Here is a 12,606-nt window from a genome sequence, read left to right as displayed (position 1 = left end):
ACCCGGGCTCACCCGGCCGATGCCGTCGATCGGCGCACCGCTCGATTTCCGCAGGCCGCCGGGACAGCGGCGACCCCACCACCGTCCCGGCGAGCCTCTACAGGCCCTGTCCGTAGCGCGCGGACGTCACCGAGGTGCCGTTCGTGCCCTGCCGGACGAAGCGGTCCGGCAGGTGCCGTCCCACCCGCTCGGGCAGGTGCTCGCCGATCGCCCGACCGGCCTTGGCGCCCGCCTCGCGGCCGAGTCCGGCCGCCGCGTGTCCGGCCTTGCGGGCGGGCGGGCTGGCCGCCACCGTGCCGGACAACTTCCGGATCTGCTCGTAGCGCTCGCGCCCCGCCTTGGTCCCCAGTACGTAGCCGACGGCGAGGCCGGTGACGAAGGTGAGCTTGTTGATCATGATGTCCTCCGCGGTCGTGTGTCCCGCCCGTGCACGTCAGCGCCTACCCGGGCGCGGTGCGTAGGCAACCTGTGAGGTCCTACCGGAAAAACCCTGGTGCGGGCCACCCCCGGGAATGCGCTAATGTATTCCACGCAGCGACCGCCCAACGGTCCGACGCAATCCCGCATAGCTCAATTGGCAGAGCAGCCGGCTGTTAACCGGCAGGTTATTGGTTCGAGTCCAATTGCGGGAGCCACCGAAGCGCCCGCCGGATCCATCCGGCGGGCGCTCGTGCGTTGCAGCCGGCCCCGACTCACTCGCTCCCGGTGCGCGCCCAGAACTCCCGCCACGACGCCCACGCCTGCGGCAGTTGGGCGTCGGTGATCATCGGGTTGTTCGGGAAGTGGAACCGGTCGGGCACCGACAGCGGGTGCTCCAGGACGTCCGCCGCGTAGAACACCCGGGGCTTGCGGCTGCGGAAGTACCAGCGCCCGTCCCGCCGTTCGTAGCGGTCCTGGTACTGCATCGGCATCACCACCCACAACTCGCCCACCTCGTGTTCGGGGCGGCAGTAGACCACGCCGGTGGCGTGATCCTCGTCCACCAGGTCGATCACGTGGTTGCCGATCAGGTGGAAGGTGATCCCGTACGGACGCAGCACCGGGTCGAACCACCGGGCCAGCGCGTCCCGCCCGACTCCGCCGTCACCGGTGCGCACGTCGTCCACGAACAGCGCGGCCAGCGCCGGCACATCCCGACTGTCCAGCGCGAGTGCGTAGCGGGCCGCGAGTTGGCGGATCTGCTCGTGCGCCTCCAGGCGATCGAGCCGGGCGGTGATCGGGTCGGACACGCTGCCTCCGTAAGCTGACGGTCAGTCAGATATCACCGTGTCAGATGGCCGGCCGAGGCGCTGCCCCGGGTCAGCCGATCCCGGCACCCACCCATGGGGAGCGTCGCATGGTCAACGTCGGCATCTACCTGGACCTGCGCAATCCGGTCGAGTGGCGGCAGGACTGGTCCCGGCTGTACGCCTTCACCCTGGAGCTGTGCGAGGAGGCGGACCGCCTCGGGGTGCACTCGATCTGGACCACCGAGCACCACGGCTTCGAGGACGGCTACCTCAGCCAGCCGCTCACCCTGGCCGCCGCGATCGCCGCCCGCACCCGGCGGGCCCGGATCGGCACCGGCGTCACCATCGCGCCGCTGCGCCACCCGGCGCACCTGGCCGAGGAGGCCGCGATCGTGGACCTGATCGGCGGCGGCCGGTTGGAACTGGGCATCGGCACCGGATACCGGCAGCCCGAATACGACCTCTTCGACCGGACCGAACTGCTCCGGACCCGGTTCGCGGCAACCGACGCGAGCGCCCGCGAGATCCGCCGACTGTGGGAGAGCGGGACCATCACACCCGCGCCGGTCCAGCGCCGACCGCGGATCTGGCTGGGCTACCAGGGCCCGCAGGGCGCGCGTCGGGCCGGGCTGCTCGGCGAATCGCTGCTCACCGCGAACCCGGCGATGGCCGCGCCCTACCTGGACGGCCTGCGCGAGGCGGGCCACGACGTGGCGGACGCGCGGATGGCCGGACTGCTGAACGGCTGGATCACCGAGGACCCCGAACGGGACTGGCCGGTGGTCTCCCGGCATCTCGCGCACCAGTGGGACGGCTATCACCGGTACGCGGTCGAGGGCACCGACGCCGCGCCGCCGCGCCCGATCGATCCGAACCGGTGGCGGGCCCGCGGCCTGTCCGCCGCACCCGGCCACTTCCTGCACGCGACGCCCGAGGACGCGGCGCGCGAGATCCGGGCCTACGTGGCCGATACGCCGATCGAGACGGTGTGGTTCTTCGCGTCGCTGAGCGGCATGGGCGAGGAACTGGTCCGCACCCATGTGACCACGCTGTGCTCGCGGTTGGCGCCGCTGTTGGCCTGACCGGCGGCCCGGCCGACACCGCCGGACGGGCCCGGTGACTACGGCAGGATCACCGTCTTGCCCCGGGCGCCGCCCAGGCGGCTGCGGGCGATCGCGCTCGGGGCGTCGGACAGCGGCAGGCGCGCCTCGATCGGCACGGTGATCCGGCGCGCGCGCAACTCGTCGGCCAGCCGGTCGTACAACCGGGCCGTGGACTTCTGGTTGTGGTTGATCGCCTCGATCCCCCGGCGGCCCAGTTCGTCCGGGTCGGCCACGAACTGGGTGCTCAGGGCCACCCCGCCGTCCCGGATCAGCCGGGCGTACGCGGCGAAGTCGGCCGCACCGGAGACCAGGTCGACCAGCGCGTCCACGCCGTCGGGGTGGTCCGAGCGCACCTTGTCCACCACGATCCCATCGGCCGCGTCGTAGGTCTCGGCGGCGCCGAGCGCACCCATCCCGGCCGCGCCGACGCCCCGGGTGACCGCGAGCACCCGCACGTCGCGGGCCGCCGCGAGCTGGGTCACGAAGGTGCCCACGCCGCCGGCCGCGCCGACCAGGAGGACGGTCTGCCCGGCCAGGACGCCCCCCGCCTCCAGCAGGCCCAGCGCGGTGCCGGCGGCGGTGGGCAACGCCGCGGCCCGGGCCGGATCCAGGTCGGCGGCCGAGGCCACCAGCCCCTCCGAGGGCACGGTCAGGAATTCGGCGTACGCGCCCACCGCGCCGACCGGCGCGCGCAGCACCGAGCCGAACACCCGGTCGCCGACCGAGAATCGGGTCGTGTCCGCACCGAGGTCGACCACCGTGCCGGCGAAGTCCGACCCGAGCACGAGCGGGAACGTGTGTTCCATCGACCCGCCGAGCATGCCGTCCGCGACCTTCCAGTCGAACGGGTTGACCGCCGCGGCGGCGATCTCGACGAGCAACTCACCCCTGCCGGGTGTCGGCTTCGCCAGATCGACGACCTTCGGGTCGCCTCCGAACTCGTTCACGGCGACGGCGCGCATGGTGGTTCTCCTCGCACAGGTGACGGATCACGGGATCACCCGAGTGACCGCAGCCGGCGGGTCGTAAACGAGTGGCGCCGAGCGGGTGTGCGAACCCCTGGATCGGCCCATCCACGGGGGTGTGGCGCGCGCCGGCCCCGACGGCGGGATGCGAACACTTTCGGGCAGGATGAGACCACGCTCGCGAGGATCCCCCCGGGCGATGGTCGTGCCTGACCGGTTATGCTGCCTCAGGTTGTCCGGCAGCGGACGGCGAGGGGCGGTAGCTCAGCTGGTTAGAGCAGGGGACTCATAATCCTCTGGCCGTGGGTTCGAGTCCCACCCGCCCCACCCATTCAGGTCGGCGTCTCGTGTGTGCTCCCGCGTGGTATGTCTCGGTAGGCTGCTTTCGTCACCAGACTTCGTCGCTCTGTGTCGCCGAGCGACTCTTTTCCGTAGTCGAGTCAGAGCTTAGCGGGCCGGTGAGTGATTCCGGGAGGGAAATCACTCGGATGGGTTATCCCCAGGTATATCCCTGGCGGGACGTCACCTCCGCGAGCGTGCGCTGACCGGCCACGCTGGGGTGGAACCAGTCCCAGTGGCTGACGTCGTTCTTGCCGAACCGCTGGGTGTTCACCACGCCGCCGTCGTAGCGGCAGTTGGACCAGGTCGAACACACCTCGCGCAACTTCGCGTTGTAGGCGGTCACCCGATCGCGCACCCGCTGTCGGCGATCCAGCGCGTCGGGCTTGGCCGAGCGCGGGTCCTCCAGCATCGACTGGCACACGTTCGCCAGCGACCACACCGTGCGGGCCACCAGTTCGTCGTGGCCCGTCTCCCACATCCGCCCCAGATCGGGCACGCTGACCACGAGCACGCGCGCATGCGGCAGCCCCTCGCGCAACACCGACAGCGCGTCACGGAACTGGCTCTCGAACGTGCCCGGCGAGGTCATCTCGGCCTCGGTGCGGCGGCACGCGTCGTTGGCGCCCATCAGGATCGTCACGTATTCGGCCCGCTCCCGGACCGCCTCGCGGGCCTGACCCGCCAGATCCGACATCCGGGCGCCGGTCGCGGCGTTGTTGAACACCGCGTCCGCGGGCAACTGCAACCGCTTGGCGTGACTGTTCACATCGGCCGAGGTGCCGGTGGCCCACGACTTGTCCGGGCAGTCCTGCAGCGGGTCGCACGAGTCGAAACCGCGCGTGATCGAGTCGCCCAGGGCGGCCATCGAGCGCGGCCGGGGCGGCACGGTCGCGGTCGCCGGCGGGTCCGGTGTCGGGACCAGCGCCTTCCCGTTGGGCTGTTCGGTCGCACTCGGGTTGCCGGGCTTCCCGGTTTGCTCGCCGGTTCGGCTCCCGCTCGGCTTGCCCGCGTGGTCGGCGTCGACCGCCGCCGGCGCGGCACTCCTGCCCCCGTCCGAGTCGTTGCACGAGGACAGTGTCAATACCGCCGCGACCATCGCCGCGGTTGCCGTCCCTACTCGCCGTTTCCCACCCACGTCGCCCCCTCTGACCCCTAGCATCGACACGACGATGTCCATCGACGGCACGTCACTCCTTCGTGTGAAGGCCGACACTGCCGGGAGTGGCATTGTCGACGGCCGGGCACGTTGAGTGCAGTGGCTCACCATTCCGAGACGGTGAGTAACGAATTGTTCCTCCGCATCGGACAATTGCCCACATGTGATTACGGACAGCAACTGGTGCCTGTGGTACATCCGTGGTCTGTGGGGCACAATGGAAGACCGGGATTCGAACAGGCAGTCCGAGACAAGGGTTGAGGCCGCTGGGGAAGGCGAACCTCGTCCTTGAAGCCTGGAGGTCCCGGTGACGACACGTGGAGTTCTTTACGTGCACTCCGCGCCGCGTGCGCTGTGCCCGCACGTCGAGTGGGCGGCAGCGGGCGTTCTTGGCGTGCGCGTGAGTCTTGACTGGGTCCGCCAGCCGGTGGCGCCCGGAATGTTGCGGGCCGAACTGTCCTGGCAGGGCGCGCCCGGTACTGCGTCGCGCCTTGCCTCGGCGCTGCGCGGGTGGCACCTGCTGCGCTTCGAGGCCACCGAGGAGCCCTCGGCCAACGCGGAGGGGGAGCGCTACAGCAACACCCCCGACCTCGGTATCTTCCACGCGGTCACGGGGGCGCACGGCGACATCCTGATCCCCGAGGATCGGCTGCGCGCGGTGCTCGGTCGCGCGGCGCGCGGCGAGGTCGACCTGCGTTCCGAAGTGGAGAAGCTGCTCGGCAAGCCGTGGGACGACGAGTTGGAGCCCTTCCGCTACGCGGGGGAGGGCACGCCGGTGCGTTGGTTGCATCAGGTGGTCTGAGCCCGGCCGGCGGGTCGGCGGTGATGGCCGGAGCGGCCGTGGAAAAGACATACGTATAGACATACCGACGAGGCGGGCCCTTCCGAATCATTCGGAAGGGCCCCTCGTGTCTCCGCCTTGGGGCCTATTCGGGGCCGCCGAGGTACTGGTGCCGAGCCCGGTTCTACAGTGGGATGTTGCCGTGTGCGCCGCGGGCCGGCGGGGCGGCGGCGATCGCCTTCGCGATCGCGATCCGGCTCTCGTCCGGGTCGATCACCTCGTCCACGACGCCGATTTCGATCGCTCGGTCCAGACCGCCCGCGACCTTCTCGTGCTCGGCCGCCAGCTCCAGCTCGACCTGCGGCCTCAGCTCGTCCGGGACCTCGGCGAGCCGGCGCCGGTGCAGGATGCGCACGGCGGCGACCGCGCCCATCACCGCGACCTCGGCGGTCGGCCAAGCCAACACCCGAGTCGCGCCCAGCGAGCGTGAGTTCATCGCGATGTACGCGCCGCCGTACGCCTTGCGGGTGACCATCGTCACTCGCGGCACCACACACTCGCCGAACGCGTGCAGCAACTTCGCGCCGCGGCGCACCACGCCGTCCCACTCCTGGCCCACGCCGGGCAGGTAGCCGGGCACGTCCACGACCACCACGAGCGGCACCCCGAACGCGTCGCACATGCGGACGAAGCGGGAAGCCTTCTCGGCCGACGCCGAGTCCAGGCAACCGCCCAGCCGCAACGGGTTGTTCGCGACCAGGCCGACGGTGCGTCCGCCGAGCCGGCCGAGCGTGGTGACGATGTTCGGCGCCCACTTGGGGTGCAGTTCCCGACCGGGCTCGTCCAGCAGGCCGTCGACGACCGGGTGCACGTCGTAGGCGCGTTTGGCCGACTCGGGCAGCAGGGCGCCCAGTTCGCGGCGGTCCAGCGCGCCCGGGTCGATCTCGCCCTGGTTGGCCAGCAGGTCGGCCAGGCCGCGGGCCCGGTCGATCGCGTCCTGCTCGGACTCGGCGACCACGTGCACGACCCCGCTGCGCCGGCCGTGCGGCTCGGGGCCGCCCAGGCGCAGCGCGTCGACGTCCTCGCCGGTGACCGAGCGGACCACGTCCGGGCCGGTGACGAAGATCCGACCCTCCGGGGCCAGGATCACGATGTCGGTCAGCGCGGGCCCGTAGGCCGCGCCGCCGGCGGCAGCGCCGAGTACGACCGAGATCTGCGGGATCCGGCCCGAGGCCATGGTCATCGCGTGGAAGATCCGGCCCACCGCGTGCAGACTGGCCACCCCCTCCTGGAGGCGGGCGCCCCCGGAGTGGAACAGCGCGATGATCGGTGCCTGTTCGGCCATGGCGCGCTCGTACGCCTCGACCACGATGGCGCAGCCCGCCTCGCCCATCGCGCCGCCCTGGACGGTGGGGTCCGACGCGTAGGCGACCACTCGGGCGCCGTTGATGGTGCCGACGCAGGCGAGCGTGCCGGAGGTGGTCTCGTAGGCCGAGATCTCCTCGTACGATCCCGGGTCGACCAGCTTGCGCAGCCGCAGTCTCGGGTTGCGCGGGTCCTCGTCGCGGTGCGGACGGGTGGGCCCGGCGGCGGGCGCGGACGCGGTCTCGGTGCCGGGTCGGTTGTCCATCACGGTCACGGCTGTCTGGTCCGTCCTGCCGAGTGCGGCACGTGCGCCGGGCATGGTGCGGCCCGGCGGCACGCTTCGCGAACCGGCGCAAGGAGCTCGGGGATCACCCGAGCCGGCGGAAGGCGACGACGACGTTGTGGCCGCCGAAGCCGAACGAGTTGTTGAGGGCGACGACGTTGCCGTCGGGCAGCGTGCGCGGCTCGTCCCGGATGATGTCCAGGTCGACCTCGTCGTCGAGGTCGTCCACGTTGATCGTGGGCGGTGCCGTGCGGTGGTACAGGGCGAGCACCGTGGCGACCGACTCGACCGCGCCGGTGCCGCCGAGCAGGTGCCCGGTCATCGACTTGGTGCTGGTGACGGTGACCTTGTCGGCCGCCGCGTCGCCCAGCGTGGCGCGGATCGCCTTGAGCTCGGTGACGTCGCCCGCCGGGGTGGAGGTGCCGTGCGCGTTCACGTGCACGACCTCCGCCGGGTCGATCGCGCCGTCCTCCAGGGCCAGGGCCATCGCGCGGGCGATGTCGCGGCCGGTCGGCTCGGGCTGGGCGATGTGGTGGCCGTCGGAGCTGAGTCCGGCGCCGGCGACCTCGGCGTACACCCGGGCGCCGCGGGCCGCCGCGTACTCGGCACTCTCCAGGACCAGGGCGCCCGCGCCCTCGCCCATCACGAAGCCGTCGCGGCCCTTGTCGTACGGACGCGACGCGCGCTGCGGCTCGTCGTTGCGCTTGGACATCGCCATCATGTTCGCGAAGGCGGCCATCGGCAGCGGGTGGATCGCCGCCTCGGTGCCGCCGCAGACCACCACGTCGGCGCGGCCGGAACGGATCATCTCCAGGCCGTAGGCGACCGCCTCGGCGCCGGAGGCGCACGCGCTGACGGGGGTGTGCACACCGGCCCGCGCGCCCAGCTCGATGCCGACGTTGGCGGCGGGGCTGTTGGGCATGAGCATCGGGACGGTGAGCGGGCCGACCCGACGGGGGCCCTTCTCGTGGAAGGTGTCCCAGGCGTCGAGCAGGGTGGTGACGCCGCCGATGCCGGACGCGATGACCACGCCGAGACGGACCGGGTCCACCACGGGTGCGTCCGGGGCGTCCTCGGGTGCGGTGTTCTTGGCCGCGTAGCCGGCGTCCAGCCAGGCCTCGCGCGCGGCGATCATCGCGAACTGGCCGGACCGGTCCAGGCGACGTGCCTCGACCTTGGGCATGACCTCGAGCGGCTCGACGGCGATCCGCGCGGCGAAGGTCACCGGCAGTTGCTCGGCCCATTCCTCGGTCAGCGCCCGCGCGCCGGACGTGCCCGCGAGCAGCGCGGACCACGTGGTCGCGACATCGCCGCCGACCGGCGTGGTCGCGCCCAGACCGGTGACGACCACGGTTCGCGCGGCATCGTTGCGCTCGGTCGACTTCACTGTCTTCTCACTCTCACGCTGTGGTTTCGGGCGGTCCGGCGGTGGGCGGGCCGGGGCCCGGTGTGGCTGCGACGGACCGGGCCGGACTCGCGGGTGCGGGTCCGGCCCGGAGAACGGCCGGCGCTACTTGCGAACTAGGCGGCGGCCTTGACGATGTAGTCGACCGCGTCGCGGACGGTCTTGAGGCCCTTGACGTCGTCGTCCGGGATCTTGACCTCGAACTTCTCCTCGGCCGCCACGACGACCTCGACCATCGACAGCGAGTCCACGTCCAGGTCGTCGATGAACGACTTGTCCAGCTCGACCTCGTCCTGCGGGACGCCGGCGATCTCGTTGACGATGTCGGCGAGGCCCGTGAGGACCTCTTCCTGGCTGGCAGCCATGTTGCTCCTTGAATCGAATCTTCTGCGGTGACGGGTAATGCTTTTGTTGCTCGTCCGGCCGGCGACGACCGACAGGGGACTACGGAAGCGTAATGACCTGGCCCGCGTAGACGAGGCCGGCCCCGAATCCCATGATCAGTGCCGTTCCGCCGCTGACCGCTTCGCCGCTTTCGAGCATGCGCTCCATGGCGAGCGGGATGGACGCGGCGGAGGTGTTGCCGTTCTCGGCGATGTCCCGGGCGACCGGCACCTCGGCGGGCAGCTTCAGCGCCTTGATCATCGCGTCGGTGATGCGCATGTTGGCCTGGTGCGGGATGAACGCGTCCAGGTCCTCGGCCTTGACGCCGGCGGCGTCCAGCGCCTGTTCGCACACCTTGGCCATCTCCCACACGGCCCACCGGAAGACCTTCTGGCCCTCCATCTTGAGCGTGGGGAAGTCCTGCTCGGGCCGGTCGCGCAGGTCGTTCCAGTCGACGGTCTGGGTGATCGCCTCGGACTGCGAGCCGTCCGAACCCCACACGACGGGACCGATGCCCGGTGTGGCGGAGGGGCCGATCACCACGGCGCCCGCGCCGTCGCCGAAGATGAACGCGGTGCCGCGGTCGGCCAGGTTGGTCAGGTCGCTCAGTCGCTCGACCCCGATCACCAGGACGTACTCGGCACTGCCGCCGCGGACCATGTCACTGGCCAGCGTGACGCCGTAGCAGAAGCCGGCGCAGGCCGCGGAGACGTCGAACGCCGCCGCCCGCCCGCCGCCCGCGCCCAGTCGGTGCGCGATTTCGGTCGCGATCGCCGGGGTCTGCTTGAGGTGGGTGACCGTCGAGACGATCACGCAGCCCACCTGGGAGGCGTCCAGACCGGCGTGCGCGAGGGCCTTGCCGGCCGCGGCGATGGACATCTCCGCGACGGTCTCCTCCGCGGACGCCCAGCGCCGGGTCTTGATCCCGGAACGGCTCTGGATCCACTCGTCGGACGAGTCGATCCGGTCCACCAGCTCGGAGTTGGGCACGATCCGAGCCGGGCGATACCCGCCGACACCGAGGATGCGCGCGTGCGCGGCTCCGGCGCGAGGGGTGATGGAAGCGGTCACGCGTGGTCCTCCCGTACGGGTTCGAGGCCGGGTGGGTTCGCGGCCGGATGCGAAGCGGATGTCGCGACGAGGATCACGGCGAGCTCTGCGGGTGGATGCGCAACAGCGGCATGCCGGGGGCGACCGGGTCGCCGTCCTCGACGAGCCACTCGACCACGGTGCCGCCGTGCGGAACGGTGATGCTCTGCTCGTCGCGGTGCGAGCGCACCGTGGCGACCCGGGCACCGGGCGCGAGAGCGTCGCCCGACTTGATGTCGGTGAGCTCGATGACGCCCTTGAACGGCGCGACCACCAGGCGCCACGTGGGCGAGGCGTCGATCGTGCTGGGGCTGCCGTGCCGCTCGACCAGCTTGCGGGCGGCCTCCAGGTCGTCCGGGGTCTTGAGGGCGACCGTCTCCACGCCGGGCAGGGCGCGCTTGGCCAGACCGGTCAGGGTGCCGGCCGGGGCCACCTCGATCAGCCCGGTGACACCCAGGTCCTTCATGGTCTCCATGCACAGGTCCCAGCGCACCGGGTTGGAGACCTGGGTGACCAGCCGCTTGACCACGTCGCGGCCGTCGTGCAGCACGGCGCCGTCGGAGTTGGAGATGAACGGGGTGCGCGGGTCGCGCACGGTGACGCCCGGAACCAGCTCGGCCAGCCGGTCCACCGCGGAGGCCATGTGCTCGGTGTGGAAGGCGCCGGCCACCGCGAGCGGACGCACGCGGGCCTTCTCCGGCGGGTCGGCGGCGAACGCGGCGAGCTGCTCCAGGGTGCCGGCGGCGACGATCTGGCCCGCGCCGTTCATGTTCGCCGGGGTCAGCCCGTGTTCGGTGATCTTGGCGAGTACGGTCTCCGGGTCGCCGCCGAGCACCGCGCTCATGCCGGTCTGCGTGACGGCCGCTGCGGCGGCCATCGCCTTGCCGCGCTCACGCACGATGGTCATCGCCGACTCGGCGGTGATCACGCCGGTGCCCGCGGCGGCGGTCAGCTCGCCGACGCTGTGGCCGGCGGCGGCGCCGACCACGCGGTAGGCGTCGGAGGGGTGCGGGAACAGGGCGAGGGCGGCCACCAGACCCGAGGCCACGAGCAGCGGTTGGGCCACCGCCGTGTCCCGGATCTCGTCCGCGTCGGCCTTGGTGCCGTAGTGGATCAGATCGAGGCCCGTGACGGCAGACCACCAGCGCAGCCGATCGGCCACGCCGTCGAGGTCGAGCCAAGGGGCGAGGAATCCGGGCGTCTGGGCGCCCTGTCCGGGAGCGACGAGTACGAGCACGAGGTCAAGCCTCTCTCCTGCGAGGGGTGTGAGCCCCTTATCGGCAGGGACGAAGATCCGATGGTGGCTTTGTGGGTTTCCTACAAGAGTGTCTCGACTAGATCTCGATTGCGGCGAGCCGGCCGAGGATCAGTGAGACCTGGAGGGTGAATGCGGAACGGGTCTCCGTCGGTACGAGTCCGGTCACGTCGACCACACGTCGCAGCCGGTAGCGCACGGTATTCGGATGTACGAAGAGCATTCTGGCGGCCCCCTCCAGGCTCGCCGCCTGCTCCAGGTACACGGAGAGTGTCTCCAACAGTGCGGAGCCCGCCGCGTGCAGAGGTATGTAGATCTCCTCCACCAACTGCTCCCGAGCCTCCGCGTCACCCGCGAGCGCGCGTTCGGGCAGGAGATCGTCGGCGGACACCGGGCGCGGAGCGTCCGGCCACGCCACGCACGCCCGGTGTCCCGACATCGCGGCCTGGGCCGAGCGCACCGCGGCCAGCAGGTCCGGTACCTCGGGGCCGACCACCACCGGGCCCGGGCCGAACTGGCCGATCAGCGAGCGGGTGGCCCGGATCGGATCGTCGGTGCCACCCAGGATCACCACGAGGCGTTCGCCCTGGACGCCGGTGAGCACGTTGAGTCGGGCGTGTCGCCCCGCGCGGTGGATGCCGTCCACCACCGCCTGCGAGTCCGCGTCCGGCGCGTTGCCCACCACCACCATGACCGAGTCCGGCGAACCCCAGCCCAGTGCCGAGGCGCGGGAGAGGATGCCCTCGTCCGCCTCGCCCCGCAACAACGAGTGCACGACCAGCGCCTCCAGCCGCGCGTCCCACGCGCCGCGCGTCTCGGCGGCGTGGGCGTAGACCTGCGCGGTGGCGAAGGCGATCTCGCGGGAGTACAGCAGCAGCGCCTCGCGCAGCGCCTGTTCGTAGCCGGGCGCGGCCAGCGTGGCGATCTCGGCCTCGACCACCTCGATCGTGGTGCGGATCAATTCCACCGTGTGCGGCAGCGTGATGGTGCGGGTCAACTCGCGCGGTGCGGTGCCGAAGACGTCGGCGCTGACCTTCTGCGGCGTCTCGGGGTGCCGGAACCATTCGGTGAACGCGGAGATGCCGGCCTGGGCGACCAGACCGATCCAGGAGCGGTTGTCCGCGGGCATGTCCCGGTACCAGGGCAGTGCCTCGTCCATCTTGGCCAGGGCCGCTCCGGCGAGCGCGCCGGCGGACTTCTCCAGCCTGCGGACGGTGGCGGCACGCAAATCGGGCTTGGAGGTCACGGG

11 protein-coding genes, 2 tRNA genes and 1 pseudogene are annotated in these 12,606 nt (G+C 71.5%); 4 read left to right on the top strand and 10 right to left on the bottom strand.

All coding sequences use genetic code 11. From position 1 onward, the window contains the following. Positions 1 to 97: 97 nt before the first annotated feature. Positions 98 to 397, bottom strand: coding sequence for a YtxH domain-containing protein (locus ABZ374_RS14275; RefSeq protein ID WP_360310583.1), 300 nt, complete (start codon positions 395 to 397; stop codon positions 98 to 100). Positions 398 to 559: 162 nt separating this feature from the next. Between ABZ374_RS14275 and ABZ374_RS14270 the strand changes: the two genes are divergently transcribed. Next, a tRNA-Asn gene (locus ABZ374_RS14270) sits at positions 560 to 635 on the top strand. Positions 636 to 692: 57 nt separating this feature from the next. Here ABZ374_RS14270 and ABZ374_RS14265 read toward each other — a convergent pair. Beyond that, positions 693 to 1,229 carry a nuclear transport factor 2 family protein gene (locus ABZ374_RS14265; protein ID WP_360310581.1) on the bottom strand — a complete coding sequence of 179 codons (537 nt, stop codon included), beginning with the start codon at positions 1,227 to 1,229 and terminating at the stop codon, positions 693 to 695. Between the two features lie 107 nt (positions 1,230 to 1,336). On the opposite strand from ABZ374_RS14265, the gene ABZ374_RS14260 reads away from it, so the two are divergent. Beyond that, positions 1,337 to 2,311 (top strand): LLM class flavin-dependent oxidoreductase, encoded by a 975-nt coding sequence (locus tag ABZ374_RS14260; protein ID WP_360310579.1) that lies wholly within the window; start codon positions 1,337 to 1,339, stop codon positions 2,309 to 2,311. 38 nt (positions 2,312 to 2,349) lie between these two features. Here ABZ374_RS14260 and ABZ374_RS14255 read toward each other — a convergent pair whose 3' ends face one another. Continuing rightward, on the bottom strand, positions 2,350 to 3,294 hold the full coding sequence (locus tag ABZ374_RS14255; RefSeq protein WP_360310577.1) for an NADP-dependent oxidoreductase: 945 nt from the start codon (positions 3,292 to 3,294) through the stop codon (positions 2,350 to 2,352). A 256-nt stretch (positions 3,295 to 3,550) separates the two neighbouring features. Between ABZ374_RS14255 and ABZ374_RS14250 the strand changes: the two genes are divergently transcribed. Beyond that, positions 3,551 to 3,624 (top strand) — tRNA-Ile (locus tag ABZ374_RS14250). A gap of 166 nt (positions 3,625 to 3,790) precedes the next feature. On the opposite strand, the gene ABZ374_RS14245 is transcribed toward ABZ374_RS14250, so the two are convergent. Further along, positions 3,791 to 4,774, bottom strand: coding sequence for an SGNH/GDSL hydrolase family protein (locus ABZ374_RS14245; RefSeq protein WP_360310575.1), 984 nt, complete (start codon positions 4,772 to 4,774; stop codon positions 3,791 to 3,793). Positions 4,775 to 5,102: 328 nt separating this feature from the next. Between ABZ374_RS14245 and ABZ374_RS14240 the strand changes: the two genes are divergently transcribed. Continuing rightward, positions 5,103 to 5,597 (top strand): DUF3145 domain-containing protein, encoded by a 495-nt coding sequence (locus tag ABZ374_RS14240; protein WP_026218798.1) that lies wholly within the window; start codon positions 5,103 to 5,105, stop codon positions 5,595 to 5,597. Positions 5,598 to 5,760: 163 nt separating this feature from the next. Here ABZ374_RS14240 and ABZ374_RS14235 read toward each other — a convergent pair whose 3' ends face one another. The 6 genes and pseudogenes from ABZ374_RS14235 to ABZ374_RS14210 all read right to left on the bottom strand — a co-directional run bounded on the left by ABZ374_RS14235 (position 5,761) and on the right by ABZ374_RS14210 (position 12,603). Next, the gene (locus ABZ374_RS14235) at positions 5,761 to 7,206 is read right to left on the bottom strand and encodes a carboxyl transferase domain-containing protein (RefSeq protein ID WP_360310755.1); all 1,446 of its coding nucleotides are present in this window, start codon (positions 7,204 to 7,206) and stop codon (positions 5,761 to 5,763) included. A gap of 103 nt (positions 7,207 to 7,309) precedes the next feature. Beyond that, complete coding sequence (gene fabF / locus ABZ374_RS14230) at positions 7,310 to 8,611, bottom strand: beta-ketoacyl-ACP synthase II (RefSeq protein WP_360310573.1); 1,302 nt, start codon at positions 8,609 to 8,611, stop codon at positions 7,310 to 7,312. A gap of 134 nt (positions 8,612 to 8,745) precedes the next feature. Beyond that, positions 8,746 to 8,994, bottom strand: a complete 249-nt coding sequence (locus ABZ374_RS14225) for an acyl carrier protein (protein WP_020553211.1) — start codon at positions 8,992 to 8,994, stop codon at positions 8,746 to 8,748. Positions 8,995 to 9,073: 79 nt separating this feature from the next. Continuing rightward, positions 9,074 to 10,084, bottom strand: coding sequence for a beta-ketoacyl-ACP synthase III (locus ABZ374_RS14220; protein ID WP_360310571.1), 1,011 nt, complete (start codon positions 10,082 to 10,084; stop codon positions 9,074 to 9,076). Between the two features lie 343 nt (positions 10,085 to 10,427). Continuing rightward, positions 10,428 to 11,339 (bottom strand): annotated as a pseudogene (locus tag ABZ374_RS14215) (ACP S-malonyltransferase); the annotation flags it as partial. A gap of 97 nt (positions 11,340 to 11,436) precedes the next feature. Then, on the bottom strand, positions 11,437 to 12,603 hold the full coding sequence (locus ABZ374_RS14210; RefSeq protein ID WP_360310569.1) for a helix-turn-helix domain-containing protein: 1,167 nt from the start codon (positions 12,601 to 12,603) through the stop codon (positions 11,437 to 11,439). Positions 12,604 to 12,606: the final 3 nt, after the last annotated feature.

Source organism: Embleya sp. NPDC005971 (genome assembly GCF_040629175.1).
In the GTDB taxonomy this organism is placed as follows: domain Bacteria; phylum Actinomycetota; class Actinomycetes; order Streptomycetales; family Streptomycetaceae; genus Embleya.
Note: the sequence above shows the minus strand (reverse complement) of the source record. Positions and strands in the feature narration are given on the sequence as shown.

What these genes read in the sequence shown, in the direction of transcription:
- ABZ374_RS14275 (WP_360310583.1), bottom strand. Translation starts at nt 397, where the DNA reads ATGATCAACAAGCTCACCTTCGTCACCGGCCTCGCCGTCGGCTACGTA.
- ABZ374_RS14260 (WP_360310579.1), top strand. Translation starts at nt 1,337, where the DNA reads ATGGTCAACGTCGGCATCTACCTGGACCTGCGCAATCCGGTCGAGTGG.
- ABZ374_RS14255 (WP_360310577.1), bottom strand. Translation starts at nt 3,294, where the DNA reads ATGCGCGCCGTCGCCGTGAACGAGTTCGGAGGCGACCCGAAGGTCGTC.
- ABZ374_RS14235 (WP_360310755.1), bottom strand. Translation starts at nt 7,206, where the DNA reads ATGGACAACCGACCCGGCACCGAGACCGCGTCCGCGCCCGCCGCCGGG.
- ABZ374_RS14225 (WP_020553211.1), bottom strand. Translation starts at nt 8,994, where the DNA reads ATGGCTGCCAGCCAGGAAGAGGTCCTCACGGGCCTCGCCGACATCGTC.